Source organism: Collinsella aerofaciens, assembly GCF_015670795.1.
In the GTDB taxonomy this organism is placed as follows: domain Bacteria; phylum Actinomycetota; class Coriobacteriia; order Coriobacteriales; family Coriobacteriaceae; genus Collinsella; species Collinsella aerofaciens_Q.
The window spans coordinates 18,953-39,651 of record NZ_JADPCJ010000013.1 but is presented as its reverse complement, the minus strand read 5'-3'; the positions used below and the strand labels follow the sequence as shown (position 1 = coordinate 39,651).

The 20,699-nt window shown below is 56.2% G+C and carries 18 protein-coding genes; 7 read left to right on the top strand and 11 right to left on the bottom strand.

All coding sequences use genetic code 11. The features are described 5' to 3' along the window. Positions 1-91: 91 nt before the first annotated feature. The 5 genes from I4W09_RS05405 to I4W09_RS10680 form a co-directional block, all read right to left on the bottom strand. Positions 92-1,231: a glycosyltransferase family 4 protein gene (locus I4W09_RS05405; protein ID WP_070097158.1), complete on the bottom strand. Its 1,140-nt coding sequence runs from the start codon at positions 1,229-1,231 to the stop codon at positions 92-94. Between the two features lie 647 nt (positions 1,232-1,878). Beyond that, entirely contained in the window at positions 1,879-4,398 is a 2,520-nt protein-coding gene (locus I4W09_RS05400) for an N-acetylmuramoyl-L-alanine amidase (RefSeq protein WP_118237758.1), read from the bottom strand. A gap of 208 nt (positions 4,399-4,606) precedes the next feature. Then, positions 4,607-5,710, bottom strand: a complete 1,104-nt coding sequence (locus I4W09_RS05395; RefSeq protein WP_147357377.1) for an acyltransferase family protein — start codon at positions 5,708-5,710, stop codon at positions 4,607-4,609. Between the two features lie 140 nt (positions 5,711-5,850). Beyond that, entirely contained in the window at positions 5,851-5,973 is a 123-nt protein-coding gene (locus I4W09_RS10535; protein ID WP_255413388.1) for a hypothetical protein, read from the bottom strand. Between the two features lie 48 nt (positions 5,974-6,021). After that, entirely contained in the window at positions 6,022-6,672 is a 651-nt protein-coding gene (locus tag I4W09_RS10680; RefSeq protein ID WP_255413431.1) for a DDE-type integrase/transposase/recombinase, read from the bottom strand. Here I4W09_RS10680 and I4W09_RS05385 point away from each other — a divergent pair. From I4W09_RS05385 to I4W09_RS05370, 4 genes are all read left to right on the top strand, one after another. After that, on the top strand, positions 6,665-6,901 hold the full coding sequence (locus I4W09_RS05385) for a phage holin (RefSeq protein ID WP_118237764.1): 237 nt from the start codon (positions 6,665-6,667) through the stop codon (positions 6,899-6,901). The two genes, I4W09_RS10680 and I4W09_RS05385, sit on opposite strands and share 8 nt — an antisense overlap. A gap of 153 nt (positions 6,902-7,054) precedes the next feature. Beyond that, positions 7,055-7,546, top strand: a complete 492-nt coding sequence (locus I4W09_RS10420; protein WP_226790515.1) for a hypothetical protein — start codon at positions 7,055-7,057, stop codon at positions 7,544-7,546. Continuing rightward, positions 7,539-8,813 carry an SIR2 family protein gene (locus I4W09_RS05375; RefSeq protein ID WP_158570935.1) on the top strand — a complete coding sequence of 425 codons (1,275 nt, stop codon included), beginning with the start codon at positions 7,539-7,541 and terminating at the stop codon, positions 8,811-8,813. Before I4W09_RS10420 ends, I4W09_RS05375 begins: the two co-directional genes overlap by 8 nt. Before the next feature lie 43 nt (positions 8,814-8,856). Continuing rightward, the gene (locus I4W09_RS05370; RefSeq protein ID WP_196032604.1) at positions 8,857-10,638 is read left to right on the top strand and encodes an ATP-binding protein; all 1,782 of its coding nucleotides are present in this window, start codon (positions 8,857-8,859) and stop codon (positions 10,636-10,638) included. Positions 10,639-11,056: 418 nt separating this feature from the next. Here the strand turns inward: I4W09_RS05370 and I4W09_RS10415 are convergent, their stop codons facing one another. Beyond that, positions 11,057-11,353: a glycosyltransferase family protein gene (locus tag I4W09_RS10415; protein ID WP_055252705.1), complete on the bottom strand. Its 297-nt coding sequence runs from the start codon at positions 11,351-11,353 to the stop codon at positions 11,057-11,059. 433 nt (positions 11,354-11,786) lie between these two features. Here I4W09_RS10415 and I4W09_RS05360 point away from each other — a divergent pair, with 433 nt between their 5' ends. From I4W09_RS05360 to I4W09_RS05350, 3 genes are all read left to right on the top strand, one after another. Further along, entirely contained in the window at positions 11,787-12,731 is a 945-nt protein-coding gene (locus I4W09_RS05360; RefSeq protein ID WP_118237770.1) for a virulence RhuM family protein/type II toxin-antitoxin system death-on-curing family toxin, read from the top strand. 184 nt (positions 12,732-12,915) lie between these two features. Continuing rightward, positions 12,916-13,458, top strand: coding sequence for a type IV toxin-antitoxin system AbiEi family antitoxin domain-containing protein (locus I4W09_RS05355; protein ID WP_158570937.1), 543 nt, complete (start codon positions 12,916-12,918; stop codon positions 13,456-13,458). Further along, positions 13,458-14,186: a nucleotidyl transferase AbiEii/AbiGii toxin family protein gene (locus I4W09_RS05350; RefSeq protein ID WP_196032600.1), complete on the top strand. Its 729-nt coding sequence runs from the start codon at positions 13,458-13,460 to the stop codon at positions 14,184-14,186. Before I4W09_RS05355 ends, I4W09_RS05350 begins: the two co-directional genes overlap by 1 nt. Here I4W09_RS05350 and I4W09_RS05345 read toward each other — a convergent pair. The 5 genes from I4W09_RS05345 to I4W09_RS05325 all read right to left on the bottom strand — a co-directional run bounded on the left by I4W09_RS05345 (position 14,136) and on the right by I4W09_RS05325 (position 20,694). Then, positions 14,136-14,702, bottom strand: a complete 567-nt coding sequence (locus tag I4W09_RS05345) for a DUF8462 domain-containing protein (protein ID WP_187360521.1) — start codon at positions 14,700-14,702, stop codon at positions 14,136-14,138. The two genes, I4W09_RS05350 and I4W09_RS05345, sit on opposite strands and share 51 nt — an antisense overlap. A gap of 191 nt (positions 14,703-14,893) precedes the next feature. Further along, positions 14,894-17,380, bottom strand: coding sequence for a glycosyltransferase family 2 protein (locus I4W09_RS05340; protein ID WP_196032599.1), 2,487 nt, complete (start codon positions 17,378-17,380; stop codon positions 14,894-14,896). After that, positions 17,381-18,448 (bottom strand): glycosyltransferase family 2 protein, encoded by a 1,068-nt coding sequence (locus tag I4W09_RS05335; RefSeq protein ID WP_196032597.1) that lies wholly within the window; start codon positions 18,446-18,448, stop codon positions 17,381-17,383. 12 nt (positions 18,449-18,460) lie between these two features. Beyond that, the gene (locus I4W09_RS05330; RefSeq protein ID WP_196032596.1) at positions 18,461-19,579 is read right to left on the bottom strand and encodes a glycosyltransferase family 2 protein; all 1,119 of its coding nucleotides are present in this window, start codon (positions 19,577-19,579) and stop codon (positions 18,461-18,463) included. 74 nt (positions 19,580-19,653) lie between these two features. Then, a complete protein-coding gene (locus tag I4W09_RS05325) occupies positions 19,654-20,694 on the bottom strand; it encodes a glycosyltransferase family 2 protein (protein WP_196032594.1) in 1,041 nt (346 codons plus the stop codon). Positions 20,695-20,699 lie beyond the last annotated feature (5 nt).

The window sequence follows — 20,699 nt, the reverse complement described above, 5'->3', positions numbered from 1 at the left end:
ATTCTCCTACTTCTGAAGAAAACAATATCCGAACGAGGAAACAAAACCGCGGCAAACCCCAGTCAACGGAAAAGCAACACCAACGTAATTGCTACGCACCAAGAAGTTCAACGAGCCTCTCTGCAGTATTGCCCCACGTACAATACTCTCGAACTCTACTCTGGACCAGCCGTCCCTTTCGCCGCGTCTCCGCTTTCGATGCGCACGCCACTCGTATTGCTTCGGCAATTTGGTCGGGAGCACAGCCATCCAACAAAAAACCGCAATCTTCCTCACCAAATACTTCGTCAACTCCGCCCACCAAGGGAATGATTGCCGGGGTGCCGCACGCCGAAGACTCGAGAAGGGTCGTACAAAAACCCTCTGATCTCGTAGGAAGACACAGCACGTCTGCGGCCTGAAGCAAGGACGACACATCCGCCGGACGCAAAGGACCAACATAGGAGACATTCTCAGGAGTAGAATCCATCAACTCACGCAGGGGACCATCACCCGCAACCACCAACTTTACGGGCGTTTCATTCAGTTGCTTCATAGCCGCAAGAAGGGAGTCGATACCCTTCTCGGGAATCAACCTTCCAACAAAACAGGCAAGAACAGAATCCGTCCCGACGCCCAATTCGGCACGAAAATCTCGATTTGAGGCATTGGAGCAATAAGCATCAACGTCAATCGCGTTAGGCAGGATATCAATGCCAGAAATACCAAATTGTCGAAGCCAATCCAGGCTTTTCTTAGAAACACCGCAAAACACTGGATGAAACCGCTTGGCAATCGAAGTAATTATGTGTTCATAGGCGCGAACGAACACATCCAATACTGCGTTTCCGAATGTAAGATACTGCGATCCATGGTCAAGAACGATGGGGGTAAGATGATGGCGCCTGGCGAACCGAAGCCCACAGATTGAATGGGGATAAAACCTCGTATTAACTAGGACGCCATCGAAGCACTCGCCATCAAGAGCCCTCAGCATGCTCCGATAAGCTCTTCCAAAACGCGAGACAGGGAACCTGCCACCAAGCAATGGAAAACACGGCAGTCTTACAACCTCAATACCATCGTCTGTTACCTCTCGAGACGGCAGCGAATCGCAATTACACGTGACCACGACCGGCTTATGGCCCATGCCAATGAGCGTAACTGCGAGGTTTCTGGTATAGGACTCAACACCGCCAATGTGAGGCAGATATTGAGCGGAAAAGATTGCTATTCTCAGCGCTTCAGCCATTGATTCTTTCTTACTCTCTCGTCATCTCTATCTCGCTCTAGAAAAGCCAGAACGAGCTTGAATCTTGGCATAAGAGCTCCCAATCTCTTAGCAAAAGATATAGTTTATGGTAGCAGACCGCCCTACAAACAAAAGGACGGAGCTCACGCTCCGTCCCTTTGCTACTTGACGGTCACGGGATTAGTCGTAAAACCGTTACCCAGATACTCGCTTGGTCGACGAGGGACATGGTCGGACCGGACCAGTCGACCTCCATGTTCCTGCCCGCCTTGCGGCCGACCCTGCTCACGACGTTCCTGCTGACCGTGAACTGCCTGTACCGCTTGCAGAAGCGGTCGTAGGACATCGCCGCCTCGCCCCGCGCGGCGCATCCTCGCGGTACTCGCCGTGCAGGAAACTGAGCGTGATGCCGACCTTCGACGCGTGCAGTGCAGAGGCGATCACGTTGAGCGACAGGTTCGACGACGTCAGCCTGAGCACCACCCTCGCCGGTATCCTTCTCGCCAAGATCAGTTCCTTTCTCTCGACTACCGGTATGGCGTCTCGAGCGTATAGGCGGCGAGCCGGTGGGTCGCGGGCGCGGATGTGAGCGGCACTAAAGCGCGCTACAGGTGGTACAGAGAAGGACGATTACTCATGTAGACCCATTACATGCACAAAACATCAAGGACAATTGCATTTAAGCCTTCGCCGTAACCTTTACCGGGAACGGCCCAACGTCCATTTAGGTCCGTCGTCTTGGGAGCACACCCACGGGAAACAAGATTAAAGCGTGGGTCAATACACGGATTATTCAAAGGTTCAGTTGTTGCGTACGCTTTTAAATGCTGCGCCTGAACCCTAAGCCCTTCTCTAACGGAAGAAAAAGTATATCCGGGATTTCCAGGACCGGTGGCTCCAACACCTCCAAAATTGCACTGATTTGCCTGGACCAAATTTCCGAATCTTAAATAGCCCGTCTCTTTCATGACTTGAGCATATAAAACTTCAGGACATACTCCCTCAAATGAGGCTTCTTCGTAAAGGATCTTACAAAACTCATCAATAGAGGCGCTGCCTTTGCTTTTATACACGCTTGTTGGATAAGTATGCTTCCCAACAGTCCTGCCGTAATGAACGGCAGCATCCTCGTAAGAAGTGAAAGACGAGGACATTATATAGCCCTCAAATCCAGTCATGCTCGAACCATTACGGTGCTCTTTCATCCCATATTCGAGATAGTGGAGATAATACTCTTTTAAATTACTTCCGTAAGCCTTCCTAAGATCGAGGTACCTCGTTCTATAACTATAAACGTCGAACGCCTCGGAGCCGCGGCGGCCCTCCGACATGCCGTAGTTGATGAAGTGCCGCAGGACGGCCGAGTCGTCGACCATAGTCACGCCGCCGTAGGTCGACTTGGTGAAGGCCTTCTCGACGTCGCCGTTGCGGGAGAGGTAGTACTCGGGGTCGTAGACGGGAGCGTAGTCCACGCCGCCCGCCTTGGTTGCGGCGCCCTTGAGCTTCGAGCAGCCGGTGGCGTGGCGCCCCTCCTTCTTGCCGTACATAAGGTAATGCGAGTAGTAGCTGGCGAGGTCGGTGCCGAAGGCGGCGCGGAGATCGGGGTACTCATTGTAGTAGCTCTGCACGTCGAACGCCTCGGAGCCGCGGCGGCCCTCCGACATGCCGTAGTTGATGAAGTGATCCAGGGCCTTATCTTTGCTTCCGTTTGCCCATTCGTTAACATCTGGATACTTATTGAGATAGTAGTCGGCATCGAAAACAGACGAATAATCAAGCCAAGAGGATTTGGGGAACTGCGCGATGATGGCATCCGCATCAGCTTCTCCAAGGCGTTTGCACCCGGCATCACTAAAGTACTTGTTCGCATCGCCCCAATTAGAGATAAATCCGTGCTCAATCAAAATACCGGGGATTCCAGCTTCACGAGCGCAACGAATAACAGCGAATTCGTCGCCTACCTGCATCTGAAAGACACCACGGTTTGTAAGTCCGAGAGCAACAAGATTGTTCTGAACCTTCTGGGCCAGCTCGTACGAAACCTGGGTATAGTCAGCCCCGTTCACGGTAGGCGAATATACCTCGGCGCCATGAGCTGCGGACGAACCTGAATTGATATGGAAACTGATATAGGCCTGGGCGCCCTGATTGACGCAACGCTGAACGCGGTAAAGGAAGTCGCTGCTACCGTAGCTGCCCGACTGCTCACGAGCGAGAATTACCTTAAATCCGTAATTCTCAAGCTTGGTCTTACACGCGCTAACAATCTTCCATGTTAGGTCGGCTTCACTCTTCCCATTGCCCTGAGCGCCGGGATCGGATCCACCGTGACCGGCATCAAGTGCAACCACGCGAACGTTTTTACGAGCCGAACGGGAATCGACGCTATAAGCCGCAATGTCACCATCACCTTCAGAACCGGAAAGCGCCTCTTCAATAGAGAAAGCCTCGACAGGATTGCCGTTCTCATCAGCATAGTAGACCGACAAATCATCGATATTGTCAACGCTATCAGATGAAGAAGACGAATTGACTACGTCAAAGCTGTAATCCTCAGAGGAGAGGTCCACTGAATAGATCGCGTTCGAATCCTTCACCTGATACGTAATACCGGTTAAAAAATACCGCGCTACCAACAAATCTTGTCCAAATGTAAAGCCCGCAGCATTCCCAGAGAAAGCCGAAGCTTCAACGGAGCGCTCTTCGCCAGAATTGCTGACGAATGATAGGGACGCAGAGGTCAAAACATCAGAATCAGATGCAGTTGCGAACGCCGCCTCTTGCATAGCACCCAAAGAAAGAGAGGGTTGCGAAATGTACAAGTATTGGAAAGAGGCATCGACACAAGAGGAATCGGAAGATTGAGCCGATTGAGCGGCCGATTCGACATCCGAATTACAAGAGCCTGCTTCGGCGGTCTTCTCAGTATCCTCACAAGAGTCGGCTTCGGCGGTCTTCTCAGTATCCTCACAAGAGTCGGCTTCGGCGGTCTTCTCAGTATCCTCGGAAACGAAATCCGAAAATGAAGAGGAGCTAGAGGTCTCGGCTTCATTATTAGAGAGCGAGGAAAACTCAAGTGCATAGGCCGACGAAACGGGAGCAAGGAAAGAAGAGGAAACCAGAACAGCGGTAACCAAATTAGCAACTGCGCAACGAACCTTTTTCATATATGCACTCCCAATAAATTAACGTAAATCTAAATTGTAGACTTTAACTAAAACAAAATAGAACTCGAATAATTCTAACTGAATTACTTGACCTGCCGTTAACCCATTTTCACCCTTACCCCATTATCGGAACCGAGCTGAGGAAGGCAGCGTAGGAGAATCGCGATTACGAATTTACGCACCGCTTAGGACTTGACCCAACAATGGCCTACTTCGGCAAAGAAACCCCTTCAATCTTGTCCCACAAAACATCAAACACCCTACCCGGATGCTTGAAAAACGCCCGATACAGAACCTGTCGAACCGCCTCGACGCAGGAAGCGGCAACATACACGCCGGTCACCACGAGCACCACCGACAGCAGTCCCCACGCTGGGTGGCAGTGGGAGAACACAAGCAAGTTCTTCCACAGCAGCTCCTGCATGTACGCGCTGTCCGTGGCAAGGTACACGCCAAACGACAACGTGGCCAAGTAATTGACAACAGGCCAATGCGCAGGTTGAGCGTTAAAGACAAACAAGCACACCGGAAGTGCGATCGTAAGCGACAAGAGGCTTGCGGGATTAGTCACCACCGATTCGTACACGTTGGAAGCGAAAGCGCTCAAAAGGAGCACATCCTTTTGAGCCACAAAGTAGCAAACATACACAGCAACGTACGAAAGAACGGGCAGCACCAAAACCCTCGCACCCGCCCCACCGCGATAATGCCACTTAAACCAACACGTCACGCACGCGATCACGACCGTCTGACCCGTCAGGGAGGAAACAAAGCCACCAATTGTCGAATACGGCACAACGGGCAAGACCCCATATAACACGACCAGCAGCATACAGAGCTCACCCAGTCGCCGGCTCGTCAAGGTACGCAACCCGTCGAACAGATAGGGCGCCACAAGAATCAGCAAAATATACACCGTAGGAAACCACCACAGAGAGGCGAGCGGAGCAAAGACGGCAGCCATTAGCTCTTCAGCTTGCAGACCATCCCCCGCCTTAAACACGCCGAAGTACAGGACGAGTGGCACACTATAAAAGAGCATTTGCCCCAGCAGGGTCCAAGCCCTTCGCAGCTGACCCTTAAGTGTCAGTTGCGCGTCGGCCAGGTACCACACCGTAATGATAAAAAACACGGCAACGGCAATACGCCCCGAAGGGTACAACACGCCATGCAGCACCATGCGTGCAACGGTCCCGGGGAAAACGGAAATAGGCTCAGCATTATGAATCACGAAATGATGAGCTACTATGAACCACATCGAGATGATGCGCAGAAGCTCAACCTTTGAATTGCGCTCTTTTGATCGTCCCAAACTCTCCCCCATCAACCGTGCAACTTTTATGAGTCGCCAACGTGTCCTGCATACCAACAATTTAGCCAATTACACCTGGAGGGCAAGTTGTGTCACGAAAAGAGGCGTAATTCCCTCCAGGGCCGTCGTCGGCCGTTATCCTACGCGACCTTACCGAGCTTGTCCATGAAGGCGGCCTTCAGCGCGGCAACGGTGGCGCCCCCGACGCGCTTGTGGCGGCACCACTCCGCGACGTTGCGCTCCAGGTGGACTGCTTCTGTCAAGGCTAAACTGAACACCGGGGACTGCAGCGGAAACCCCGGACTGTGTTCCTACGCTACAGGACCTAGGCTTCTTCGGAACTGCATCGGGCTCATATAGCCCAGGTCGCTCTTGCGGCGCTTGTCGCGGTACCAGAACAGATAGGCGTCCGGCATCTCCATGAACTCCCCCATGCCAGCATCGTCCCAGCCCCTTCCGTGGAAGGACTCCACCTTCAGCCTGCCGAAGAAGCCCTCCGCCCTTGAATTGTCGGGTGAGCACCCCTTCCTCGCCATCGAGCGCACGATGCCGTGCCCATCGCAGATGGCGATCCAACCGGGCCACCGGTAATGGCTGCCGCGGTCGGAGTGCACCCAGTGGTGCTCACCATACGCAAGCTGCGAGCAGGCCCGCAGGAGCGATGAGTTGGCAAGCACCGCGTTCGGGGGCGTGCCGATGGACCAGCCGACGGGCATTCCGTTGAAGCAATTGATCGCCGGCGAGAGGTGCACTTGCCGGCGGGGATGCGGAATTCCGTGATGCCTGTGACCCACAGCCCGTTTGGCTGGCCGCGAAGCGGTGTCTGCCCCTCTCGTCCAGGCAGGTGTTCCCAGGCGCCACGTAGACCTCGCCCACGTACGGGCTGTACCTGCGCCTCCTCCGCGGCGCGCAGGCGACCAGCCCCTTTGAATTGCCCATGGAAGGAGAAGACCTATGGGCATCAACTGGAGGGTCCGCACGAAGCCGCTGGCGTTCTGGCTGGGCATCGCGGGCGCGGCGGCGACACCGGTGCTCGCGTACCTGGGACTCGGCTACGAGGCCATTCCACGCGCATGGGCGGCCCGCGGCGCGACCGACCCAGCTCGGCACCCGGAGCGAACGCAAGTTCGGCGCGGGCGGCCCCCGACGGGTGAGCACGTGGCAGTGGTTGCTCCGCTGGGGGGGGCATAATAATGAACGGTTGGCCTGCGTCCCGTGGCGGTTGCTGCAAAGGCTCCGCTTGGGAACAGATGCAATATTGCGTCCGCACCTTCTGTTAGAATTGTTCACTAGTGTTTTATGCTGCGGTTTTCTGATCCGCCGGCATGGGCTAAGGGGTGTTTTTTGGCTGTACAGGGTAAATCAAAGGAGCGCGTTCAGGACGTTGGCGAGGTCTTCACCAACGAGTGCGAGGTGAACGCCATGCTTGACATGGTGAAATCCGAGACGGAGCGCATCGACTCCCGGTTCCTGGAGCCGCCGTACGACAACGGCAACTTCCTCGCTGAGGTGCTGCGACGCAAGCTTTCCGTGGTGGCCTCGCGCTACCGCAAGAGCGCGACCGACTGCATACACGGTGCCGTCGCGGCGAGAAAGGCTGGCGCAGAGAAGCCGAAAACCGCGGCCGACAGCGGCGCGGCCGGCGTCGAACAAGGCCCAGTTGAACGCACTGGGAGCCGGGTGCAAGGTGCGCCACAAGGCATGGGGCGCCGGCACCGTGACGAGGATAGACGGCGGCTCGATCTACGTGAGCATCGGGGGCAAGGAGCGGATGTTTCAGTTCCCGGGCGCGTTCGAGCAGGAGTTCTTGAGTTTATTGGGAGCATGCATGTCTGACAACGCAATAAACATACCGGGCAACGTGTCCTCCGATATGCAGAAAGAATCCTCCAAACCCCTTTTTACCTTGCAGAGGGGTGCAACAAGGCGTGAGGTAAACGCGGTAGAAGCCAGACATTTTGTTCAAGGCATTCTTTCCAGGTCGATTAACCTAGCCACGCTTATCGGCTCTGGCGCATCTACTCCGGCCATTCCCCTGATGGGTGAAACCTTCAGGAACTTGCGAGCGGACCTCAAGCTCAACGATCCCGATCTATCTATCCTTCTGGAAAGTCGGATAACTAAAATTGCCTGTCGAGATAACGAAGACCCTGCGAAGTACTCGAACATAGAGAACCTCCTCTCGTGGCTGAGTCAGCGCATCGAGGGCTCTCTAGATAGCGCCGATGACGACAAGAGGGTTTCCGATGCAGTTCGCAAGGCCTTTCTCGAGTCCGTCGACATCAAATACAGCGCGGAGCACTCCGACGTCCTTGATAGCTATCGTAAGTTTGTTCAGGGACTTGGCGTATCGCGACAGATCCTTGCGCGCGGTGGTCAAGCTGCCTTCGACGTCGTTAATCTCTTCACAACAAACTACGACCTATTTCATGAGATGGCCCTTGAATCGAGCGGCTACGCCTATGTGGACGGGTTCTCGAACGGGCTGATACCCACATTCAACCCGCGGGAATACCATCGCAGGCCGATTGACCTCGACGAGAGATTCAGGGATCACTACGAACCGGTGAACCCCTTCTTTCGCCTTTACAAGATGCACGGATCCATCAACTGGAGGATTTATGACGGAAACGTCGTAAGGATCCCCAGGTTTCCCGACATCACCGACGAGTACCAAGGCGACAGACAACTTATCGCCCCGATGACTTCCAAATACGCCTTGACCCAGGGCTCCCCCTATAGCGATATGTTCCGCGAGTTCGTAAATGCCCTCGCCGTCCCCAACACAGTCCTTCTGACTTGTGGATTCAGCTTCGCGGACTCTCACATATCAAACCTTATCAGCCAGGCTCTTGCGAGGCCCGATTTCACGCTCCTCGCCTTTATCGGCAACCCGGCAGAAGCAGATGTCGGTTCCCCTACACGTGTGTTCTACGATAAGGCAGGTGGCGCGAACACCTATTTCGTATATCCAAGTGAAAGGGAACTAGACCGCAAGCGCCCGCTATACTTCTCGGAATTTGCTGACTTTATCGGGCCCGAGATCACCTTCGGAGACGATGTGGCATCTGGATCTTTGGGGCTTGGTGACAAGAATGACTAATGAGGTTCCCAATCCGGGTTGGCTCATCGGTACCATCTGCTATATGGATCAGGAGAAGATAAGACTACGCGCATCACGTTCCGACTTTTCAGACCGGATGCTCGATGGCGAGCCAAGGCATCTAAACGGGCTCAATCAATATCTCTTTTCCTATCTCTCTATCTCGACAAAGATCATTTTTCGCGTGACTTCCGTAGAAGAGGCCGAGAGGCCGTATTCCGACCAGCCTTCGTCGAGGTTTAGCACGAGCTATATCTTCACCGCCGTCCCCATTGGAGAGATTGAAGGATCTTCCTACGTGCCCGGCGTAGTAGACCTCCCCATGGTCGGCTCCAATGTCTATGCCTGCGATGAATCAATCCTCAAGAGGGTCTTTTGCGTGCGGGAAGGAGTCGAGATTGGGTCCCTCGCTGGGTACGATTCAGTAAGACCCACTTTTGATATCGATTCCCTGTTCTCTGGTCATCTCGCTATTCTCGGTAATACCGGCTCGGGAAAGTCCTCAACCGCGCGGCTCCTGCTTGATAGGGCGGCATCGCTCTTAGATGCCGAGGACGCGCTCGATGCAGAGCCCCGATTCTTCGTCTTCGATCTGCACGGCGATTATGACTTTCTCACGCGCGGCGGTTACGGCTGCACGAGACGAATCGGCGCTGATGAGTACCACCTCGCGCCCGGAGAGTTGTCGATGGATGACTGGTCAGCTATTCTCGACCCCTCGCGACGCATCCAGAAACCTCTGCTTGAGAGGGCCGTGAGATACTCCCACCTCAACGAGGAGGGCAAGAAGAAGCTATTTGCTGCCTTTGCATATACCGCAATTCGGGACACGAGCATCGATAGCCACGCAGCGAGGAAGTTTCAGGTCTCAAAGTATTACCAGCCGATTGAGGGAGAACTTAACAAGATTCTCGAACGCGAGTCCGGACCTTTCTCTCGCCCTCAGACCGCTCATAACCTGTTAGTGTCTTTCAACCTGGAATACGGAAACATATCGAAAGATGTCGTCGAAGGGCTTGAGTCCCTTTTGAAGGAGTTCATCGAGGACGAATACATGTCCGATGGACTTCCCAATATCGAACGCATCTTATGTGAGTACGAAAAACCTAAAAGCGAGGTCTCAATCTCTGACGTCGTTGATGCGCTTGACTTCGTGTTCGACGAAGAAGAAGTGCGGGGCAACCGTCAGATAAGGTCGTATTCAGAGGGGCTGGTTACTCAGCTTAGAAACCTTAGGGAAAGGTATTCGCAAGACCCCTTCTCACTTGAGCGGGACGAGTCAATTGCTGCCCTCTTAAACAAGGGGCATGGCATTCTTGTGCTAGACGTATCTCAGATAATCGACGAGTCAGGATTGAAGTTGTTTTCCCACTACGTTGCGCGCACCCTCTTTCAGGCTAGCCTAGATGCAGGAAGAGGCTCCTCGACACCCATCTATCTCATTTTTGACGAGGCGCATCGCTATATCAGGGATGCAGACCTGACAGACGACTCAGTGTTCAATCGAATTGCACGGGAGGGCCGTAAGTTTGGCATTTACCTTACCGCCATCAGCCAAATCCCCAGTGAGCTTTCCCGCGTCGTGCTCTCTCAGACGGGAACCTTCATAATCCACCGCATTCAGAACTCTTACGACCTCGATTACGTTCGCCGCAATATCCCTTCCATATCAAATGGCCAGGTCATGCGCCTTCCCGCATTCGCCCCGGGAACCGCGACCGCGCTGGGAAGCTCCATTACGGTGCCCCTTGAACTACAGATAGACGATGACTTTGCCGACGAGACGCCAACGATCCGGATGATGAAGAGCAATCGGATTCGATAAAGCTATTTGTGGCCGGCCCGGAGAATGCCCGCAACGGAGACGTTGTGGGCATTTCCTTTTGCCCGCTCGGGGCACGGGAGTCATACGTGGGTGAGTAGGATGGTAAGCCGCAGGGCAGCAAGGGCAGCCGGAGGAGCCGCAGGAGCAGGCGCCGCAGGTAGAGGCGGTGTCGAACTACTGCGAGCTTCTCAACCGGCGGGACGCGCGCTACGCCTAGCAACAAGCCAGAACAAGCACAGTATTTTTCAGCGCACCATACACGCACTCGCTGCTAAGGTTCGGCCCCAGCCACGGATCACCCGTCAAGAAGAACTCCAGCCAGTGCTGCATAAACAGTGCCTGCTCGCGCTTCCAACGGCGCAGCTTTTCCTCGCTGGCCTCTTCCCTGCTGCGCGAAGTGAACTCGTAGTGGTGCAGCTCAGCATAAGGTGTAAAGATGGTGCGGTAGCCCCCATACGCGCAGGCAAAAATCCGCATCGTTAAAACCGACGGCAAACTTCTCGTCGCAGCCTTCAACCCGTTCATAAACGTCGCGACGGACCATCTGGCAGGCGCCCGTAACGGCGCTAAAGTTGCCCGGGTGCACGGCACGGGCAAGATATCCCTCGCGCTTTGCCGAAAAGTCCCAGTTGGCATGGGCAAGGGCGCCGCGCACGCCGACCACAATGCCAGCTAGCTGAACCAAATGGCCAGCAAAGTAGAGCTTGGCACCCACTAAAGCCCATTACTTGCTCAGGATGACCAGGAAGGTCAAGAGAAGTAGGAGAAGGATAATCCTATCCATCTGACTACCCCCTGCCTTGTAGAACCGCGGCCCGGAATACAGCTGGCTTCGGAGAACAAGGCAGAGGACGACACACCGCCGCGTCCAGCTAAAATTTAAACAGAAATACGTACGCATGTTCGCGTTTCGTGGTACACTGTATCTACCAGAATAAGACAGAGTGAAAGTCGCTTCGGAGGCCCCCAATGGTACGAAGCGCCGGCGCCGCGGATCCCTGCTGCCCCGACCCTGGCTTAGCCGGCGCACGCGACGCCGACTGACCGGCGGGATGCCGGTTGAAGCTACGCAATACCGGCATGTTGAAACCACTCGTCCTCCGGCGTGCGGATCATAGCATGTCGACTAAACCGAAGGGGCATACATCATGGACAATTCCAACGCAAGCCAGCAGATCGCTTTGTACGAGGACCCCGACCACGCAGTCCACCTTGACGTGCGCGTCGACGGCGATACGGTCTGGCTAACCCAGCAGCAGATGGCGACGTTGTTCGGGCGCGGAGTGCCGACTATCTCCAAGCACATTCATTCCGCAGCAAAGGAAGAGCTTGCCGGAATTCGAACTATTTCATTTTTTGAAATAGTTCGCTTAGAGGGAACAAGAACGGTCAAACGTCAGGTCGAGCACTACAACCTCGACATGATCATCTCGGTTGGCTACCGCGTGAAGTCTCAGCAGGGCGTGTACTTCCGCCGGTGGGCAAATGGCGTGCTCAAGCAGCATCTACTCCAGGGATACTCCATCAACCAAAAGAGACTCGAGGCGCTCGGAACGGTCTTCAAGGTCCTCGAGAGGTCGAGTACTCCGGAACTCTCCGGTGCGGCAGAAATTCTACAGAAGTACCTTCCGAGCCTGACTCTGCTCGATGAATACGACACGGGAAGGATGAAGGCGCCCCAGGGCAACGAGCCCAACTGGGAGCTCGGTTACACCGAAGCCCTCGAAGTCGTCCGCAGCCTACCGTTCTACTCGTCGTCCACCCTGTTCGGACGAGAGCGGGACAACCAGTTCGCCGGAATCATCAGCGCCCTCTATCAGGGCTTTGGCGACCAAGACCTATATCCCTCCGTTCAAGCAAAGGCCGCCAACCTTCTCTACCTCGTAGTGAAGGACCATCCATTCTTGGATGGCAACAAGCGCTCTGCAGCGGCGCTCTTCATTCACTTCCTCGACAAGAACGGGATGCTGCGCAACGGCGAAAGACTCCGCGTGGAGGGCAACGCGCTCGCGGCCATGACGCTCATGATTGCCCTCTCTGACCCAAGCGAGAAGGACTCCATGGTTACGCTGGTGGAGAATTTCATCGCGTAGCGCCTTCGCCCGAGCACCAGAATCGACGTTCCTTCATATAGCAGATGCAAACGAGGAAAGGGCCATCAAAGTAAGGCACCGTCATGGCGAGGGAGGTGCCGCAATGAGTCGTTCCATGAAAAGCCATATAAGCCTACAATTGTCATCAGATGTAGGCTTATATGGCTTTCGAGGGGAGGTCGGCATGGTGATCACCTACCGGGAGGCGCTGGCTGAACTCGGGAGCAGGTACCGCGTTCGCAAGGCGGTGTCGGAAGGGACGCTCCACCCCGTCGGCCGAGGGATGTACTCGACCAACCGGGACGAGGACGCCCTCGCCGTGATCGCGAAGCGCTACCCCGGGGGCATCCTGACCGGGCAGACCGCGCTCTACGCCCACGGGCTCGTGACCGCGCCCCCCGACCAGATCGACCTGGCCACGAAGCGCGGTGGGACCAAGATACGCGACGCCGCCGTGCGCCAGCACTTCATCCCGGAGGGATGGCTGGGCGTCGGGAGGTCGACCGTCTCGGTGGACGGGACCGAGCTTGCCGCTTACGACCCCGAGCGCATGCTCCTCGAGCTCATGCGCTCGCGCAACAAGCTGCCCTACGACCTCTACCGGGAGGCCGTCGCCTCGTTCCGCAGGCGGTCGGAGCGGCTGGACATATACAGGCTGCAGGACTACGCGGAGGCAATCCCGCACGGCGAGGCACACCTCGAGCGCGCCATGGAGGAGGTATTCTGATGGACCTGAACGAGATGAGGGCGCGCTACGAGCGCGAGGAGGGCTACTCCTGCCTCAACGCGACCGCGCGCGTCTGCCAGGACGTGATCCTCTCAAAGCTGGCGGCATCCAGCATGCGCGACCGAGTGACGGTCAAGGGAGGGGTCCTGATGTGCGCGCTGTCGGGGAGCGGGCGCCGCGCAACCCAGGACATAGACCTCGACTTCGTGCGGTACCCGATGAACGACGCCTCCATTCGCTCCTTTGTGTCCGCCCTCTCGAACCTCGGCGACGGCGTAACCGTCCGCATCGCCGGCGAGATAGAGGAGCTGTCGCAGCAGGACTACAAGGGCAGGCGCGTCAACCTCAAGGTCAGCGACGGGCGCAGCACGTTCGACACGAAGCTCGACCTGGGGGTCCACGCGAGCGCTGCGATGGAGCAGGACGAGCTGTGGTTCGACGTGGCACACCGGCAGGAGGGCGTCTGCCTGCTTGCGAACTCGAAAGAGCAGGTGTTCGCCGAGAAGCTCAAGTCCCTGCTGCGCCACGGCATCCGAACGGCCCCGGAAACTCGTTTCATGGAGCGTTTCATGGAAAATCCCCCCCCCCAATCTAGCAACGGTTCAGAGTCTACTAGATTGGGGGGACGCGAGCCAAGTCGACAAGGGCAGTTAACCGGCGGCTATTCATGCCTCGATTTAGAACCGCTCGAGAATCTCCGCGGCGTTCTCTCGCAGATAGATATCTAGGTCCGGCACGGCAAACTGCACGTAGCCCCTCTGCGGAGCTTGAATAACCTCTCTTTGAAGCAGCTTAGCCCTAATAGAGCTGACCTCATTGGTCTTTTTACCCATGCGTTTAGCAATCTCAGATGATTTGGACTGCTGCTTATCCTCGCACATGGCCAAAAGGTATTTGATATCGTTGAGTCCAAGTCCAGAAATCGCGGGCTCGTGAACAACATCGTGAAAACGAGCCTCTGCCAGCGCAATGCCTTCGGTGACGTCGCCCTCGCTCACAATGGCACTTTTGGCACGATGCAAGTTGGCGCGTTGCCAAATGGAGTAACCGACCAGTTGCACCAGATAGGCATAGCCCTTAGTGGCCTTAGCGGCTCTCGACAGAAGATCGTCCTCTATGGTCAAACCAGTCGCGACAAAGCTATCGCCCATAGAGAGCGCTACCTCCACCTGGTTGATAGGCGCCAGATCTTCGGAGAGGGCACGACGCAAGAACGTAAGCGCCTTGCCGTTAATAAGATCCATAACGCCGGCGGGTAAGCCGGCAAAGGCAAGTGCGATATCTACTTATATCGAATAATATCGAGCTGTATAAGCTTGTATAAACTTATCGCGGAAGTATCGAGCTTTCGTAATATGACTTAGTTAGTAGTCCACCATTGCTTTCTTCCAAGCTCATAGCGAAAGAAAGTTCAGGACTTCCTAAACCCATTGCCTTAGACCGAGAAATACTCACTCTCGGCAGATAGGTTTGGCCCCAACCACGGATCGCCATCGAGGAAGAACTCTGGCCAGCGCTGCATGAACAGCGCTTGCTCGCGCTTCCAGCGGCGCAGCTTTTTCTCGTTGGCCTCTTCCCTGCCGCGCGAGGTGAACTCGTAGTGATACAGCTCGGCATAGGGCGTATAGATGGTTCGATAGCCCGCCTCCCACACGCGCAGACAAAAGTCCGCGTCGTTAAAGCCGACGGCGAATTCCTCGTCGTAGCCTCCGACCCGCTCAAATACGTCGCGTCGGACCATCTGACAGGCACCCGTTACGGCGCTAAAGTTGCCCGGGCGCACAGCGCGGGCAAGATAGCCCTCGCGCTTTGCCGAGAAGTCCTGGTTGGCATGGGCAAGTGCGCCACGCACGCCAACCAAAATGCCGGCATGCTGCACCAGATGATCGGCAAAGTAGAGTTTGGCGCCCACCACGCCCGCATCGGGACGCTGCAGATAGCCCATCATCTCTTCGATAAAGTCGGGGCTTATGACCTCGGTATCGTTGTTGAGCAGCAGCAGATAGTCACCCTTGGCGTGCTTCACACCAAAATTGATGATCTGAGAGTAATTGAACTCGGCCGGCCAGTACACAACGCGCGCGATGCCCTTGCCTTCGGATGCTGCAGCCACGCGCTCTGGCAGGGTTTCGTAATACGCAAACGTCTCCGGGGCTTCACTGTTGTTCTCCACCAAGACGATCTCGTAATTGGTATACGTGGCCTTCTGGGCGATCGACATCACACAGGCATCGAGCGTCTCAACGTGGTCCTTGGTGGGAATCACAATGCTCACCAGCGGCGCAGACTCCGGCAGCGCATAGCGCATGCGATAGACAAACGGCGTCTCGGTCTCCTCGACTGTTCCGCAAATGTCCAGCGCGTTAAAGTGGCGCTGCAGCGCAAGGCGCCCAGCTTCAATAGCATACGGCTTGCTATCGGCAGAGCCATCGGCGGTCGATCCCGGATGCACGCGCCAGTGATACAGCACATGCGCAACATGCTCAAACCGCGCGTCCGCCGAAAGGCAGCGAAGCGTCAAGTCGTAGTCCTGGGCACCCGCAACGTCTTCCGGGGACGTGCCAATACGATCGATGAGCGCCTTCTCCACCATCAGGAAATGCGTCACGCAGTTATGGCTATAGAGCAGGTCGACGTTGAGCCGCGTCTTAAAGACCGGCTGGCCCCACTCCCCCGTTTTCTGGAACATGTCCTCGTCGCAGAACAGGACCTGGGGACGCTTGTCCTCGGCCGCCTTATTCAGCGCGGAAACATACTGGAATAACGCGTCCGGTTCCAGAATGTCGTCATGGTCCAAGAACGCGACGTAGTCGCCTGTCGCTCGCTCGATACCTGCGTTGGTGTTGAGCACAATACCGCCGTTGCCGGGAAGCTCGATGCGACGGATGCGCTCGTCGTTGGCGCCTGCCGCAAGGGCGGCCACCGCATCCCATTCAGGCGAGGCATCCATAAGGAGCAGTTCCCAGTTGTCATAACTCTGGGCTAGCACCGAGTCCAGCAGCTCGCGCAGGTATTCCCGATCAGTCTTGTAGCACGGCACCACAATACTCACGAGTGGTCTATAGGCAAAAGCCACCGAAGCGACACGCTGGCACGCCAGATCGCCCGGCTTTGCGCGATGTTGCTCAAACCAACGTCGATAAGCTGCGTCATCAGCGCGTGCATCCTTCATGCGGTTCCAGCTGTCGTCGACCATGCCGTTGTACAGGCGACCATCCATGGCGCAAAACCCGCTCTGGATCTGCTCTGTGGAATCGCTCACAATCGCGACAAAATCTCGTATATCTTGAGGCATCTCAACGCTCAGATACGTTTTATTGACACGGCATCCATCCTGCTGCGGCACATCGACCTGCGATTCGAACACATGCACGGTAGCATCGATGGCATTCATATGCGTATCGAAGATCTGAAGCTCAGGCGCGCACTGGGAGTCTCCCGCCCAGGTAACCTCATAGCGCCACACCGCGCCGGAGTCTGCCGGCAAATAGCGAATGGCATCGATCTCGTAGCGACCGCAGTGTTCGCCACGCTGCGCATCGCGGATAAGCGCACACAGCGCAGGCTTTGCTTTGTAGTTAATCTTGGATTCCAGCTTGGCCACGCGGCTATCGAGACAAATGGAGCCCAACCTTTGGCCATCGGATGCAAAAACGACATCCATCGACGAGCCATCCAAAAACGGAAGCACCAAGACGGCGAGCTCGCGCTCGTAATCGGAAACGGAAGGGCAAAGCGCCAGCACACGGCCATGATCGACCGGGAGCACCAGCGACAGCAAACAAGAACCGCTCGTAGTCGCATGGGCAAACGCCTGAGAGGCCTCCCGCTCAATAAGCGCGGCGACATCCTGACCGGCAAAACGAAGCAGCACAAAAAGACGGCCCTGGCTGCGGCAAAGTGCCAAACGCTTGATACTCATCTACACTTCTCGCTTTCCCAGGGCGTTCGCTGCCACGCGCTTGCAGGCACCCAGGCGCCCAAACCTCAAGACGTCGTAATCGAACATGAGCTTTTTGCACTCGCGGGCATTGGGGGCCTTGCTGGTAAGCGCCGCACGCACCATAACAGCAACAGAAGGAGCGCATTGTGCGAGCGCAGCAACGCTGCCCACGGTAGAGCCGGCGAGCGCCGTGGTAACGGCAGCAAACACCTTGCCGCAGTCCGAACCCAGCAACCTAAGCGCATCGTACAGCACCAGATCGCAGAGGAAGTACGCCAGGTCATCGGCATGCTGAGCATCGAGACCGTCGCGCCGCCAGTCAGCCAGCACCGCGGAGTAAATCTTCACGTGCTCCAGCAGACGTGTCTCGTCGTCGTAGCGCATGGTGTCCATGAGCGAACCCTTGCGCGCCACGCGGTAGTCATACAGCTTGTTCGAGATAAGCGCGGTCTTGTGCGAACGACCGTACACGGCAAAATCGAAGACCTGGTCCTCGCCGTACTTAACGGTTTCGTCGAACACGATCCCGTTGCCCAGCAAAAACTCACGCTTGCAGGCGGTGCGCCATGCAAAGGGGCGAGATGCTTCCTTAAACAGCAAGTCAGAGTTATAGCCTTCAAACGACACATCGCGCGGGCTCAGCACATAGTTAAGCCACGGATACCCCGCCTCCAGCGGATACGGGTTCGCGCCAAAGGTCAAAACGTCGCAGTCCTCGCGCTCAAAGACATCGACGATCACGCGGCATGCATCGGGCGTAAATCGGTCGTCGGAATCCAAAAACGCAACGATAGGCGCCGTGGACGCGGCGATGCCTGCATTACGCGCACTCGACAGGCCGCCGTTCTCCTTATCGACCAGCGTAAAGCGCGCGTCCTTTTCGCAATAGGCAGCCGCAATATCGCGCGAGCCGTCCGGCGAGCCATCGTTGACCAGCACGCCTTCCCAATCGGGCATGTCCTGCGCAAGCAGGGAGTCCAGGCACCAGGCCAGGCACTCCTCCACTTTATAGATGGGAACGACAACGGAAATCTTGGGGGTAGCCATAGTCACTCGCTCCTACTGTGCGGCCGGAACGTCATCGGGGTGCGGGTTGTCGCAGTAGGTGCACTGATACGTCAGCACACGCCAGACCAGCGGCAGGCCGCCAATCTTAAAGTAATGCTTAAACGTATTGAGCTTGCCCGGCTTCTTAAAGTCAAAGCGCGAATCGATATAGGCGCGGGGCGACTTGACCATCAGGCGCAAGTCGGTCTCGCCACGCGGATCAAACAGCGACAGATCAAAGCGACCGGCATCCCAGTCGGCCTTGAGCTCGGGCGAGGCCTTCTGCCAAAACTGCTCGCGCAGTTCATCGACCAGGCGCTCATCGTTCCAACGGTACGTATCGACCTTCATGCGCATTAAAATACCCTGAAGCTGAGCCTTAAGCTCGGGGCGTTCATCCAAAAAGCGCTGCATCTCGGCGTATTCGTCGCACACGCAAAATACCTTGTTGGGCGAATTAACGGAGCTCTTCTCGTTGTCTTGGCGATAGCACAAAATGGGGTCCGCGATAAACGCAGCACGCTCGGCGCATGCCCAGACCTTAAAGTTAAAACCCGCATCCTGATACGAGGCACCCGGCGTGGGAAGGAAGCGAATCTGATTGTCGTTGAGGAACGCGCGCCGATAGATAGCCGACCAAATGGAAGGTTTGCGGTAGAAGATGCCCGGGCGATCGACGGGGCGATACGCGGCGCCCGTCATATGCTCGTCGATAATCCCAAACAGCTCACGTCGCTCGCTGGGCGTGGACCAATACAGATAAAAGTCGCCCTTTACCGCATCGGCATGCTCAGCATCGGCCTTGGCGACCAGCTTTTGAAGCGAATCCTCAAACATAAAGTCGTCGGACTCAAGGATGCCCACGTACTCACCGCGCGCCATCTCCAGGCCACGGTTCATCGAGTCGCCGTAGCCGCTGTTGGCCTTGTCGATCATCTTTACACGGGGGTCGTGCTCCATGTACTCGCGGATGATATCCGGCGAGCTATCGGTGGAGCCGTCGTTGATGCAGATGATCTCGATGTCATTGAGCGTCTGCGCCACGGCGGAATCGAGGCACACGCGCAGATAGCGCTCGACATTGCAAATGGGGACAAGCAGCGAAACTTTAGGGGTATCAGAGTTCTGCAAGAGAACCTCCCGTTGAATAGCGTGTAACAGGGTTATTTTAGCAGCCGAGTTGCGGCGGGCGGCAGCGCTTGGAATTATAGAAAGCGCTCCAGGCAGGCTTTGAGACCGCGAGTCGAAAGATAGAACAGCGTGGCGTCTGCCATCGAAACGCCCGAGGTCGCCGCAACGAGCTTGTGGGCAACACGGCGAACGGCACCCTTAGCAGGCATATCCGCCCACTCCGTTCCCAAAAACGTCGTGAGGTCCATGTTGACGCGAGCCGCCACGCGATGGAAGTCATCGGCATCCAAGCGCGCCAGATCGAACACAATTAGGTCCAAAAACCAAGTTATCAGCTCGCCGGGACACAGGTCCAAAAGACCATAGGCCGCCCAGTCTTCCAAGACCTCCTCGAGCATCTTCATGTGGGCGTCAAGCTTTTTGGCGCGCGCCTCGGCACTGTTGAACTCGTGCGTCGCCGATTCGCTCTCCATCACGTAGTGGTAGAACTTGTCAGGCATGACGACGGTCCTGCGGGCAAGCGCATAAGCCGCAAATTGGAAGACGACGTCCTCGCCCAAAGCCAAACCGGGGGCGAAGCGAATGCCTTCGCGATTGAGCAGCTCGCGCGAAAAAGCCGCACGGCAGGCATAGGGCTGCGCATTCGAATGGAACAGCAGTTGAGGATCGCGGGCGCCGAAGGTACCAGCTTTGGGGCTCATGAGTTGCTGGACGCGTTTGGGGGCAGCATCGGCAGGTTTACAGACGCCGCCAAAAACGGCGGCCTCGGCATCCGCAGACTCCATGGCATGCAGCACGCGCTCGACCGTCTGGGCATCGATGTAATCGTCGGCGTCCACAAAAAAGACGGTCTCGCCCTCGGCGACATCGATACCGGCATTTCGAGCACACGAGACACCCGCGTTTTCCTGGTCAATCACCAGTACGCGATCGTCGGCCTGCGCAATCTGGAGCAACACGTTCAACGAATCATCAGTCGAACCGTCGTTGACGCAGACAACCTGAATCGAACGCTCAGACTGGGCCAACAGCGAATCGAGGCATCGCTGAATGGAGCGCGCAGAGTTGTAAACGGGGACGACAATGGTAGCTTTAGGACACGAGGCCTCTCCCATGCCGA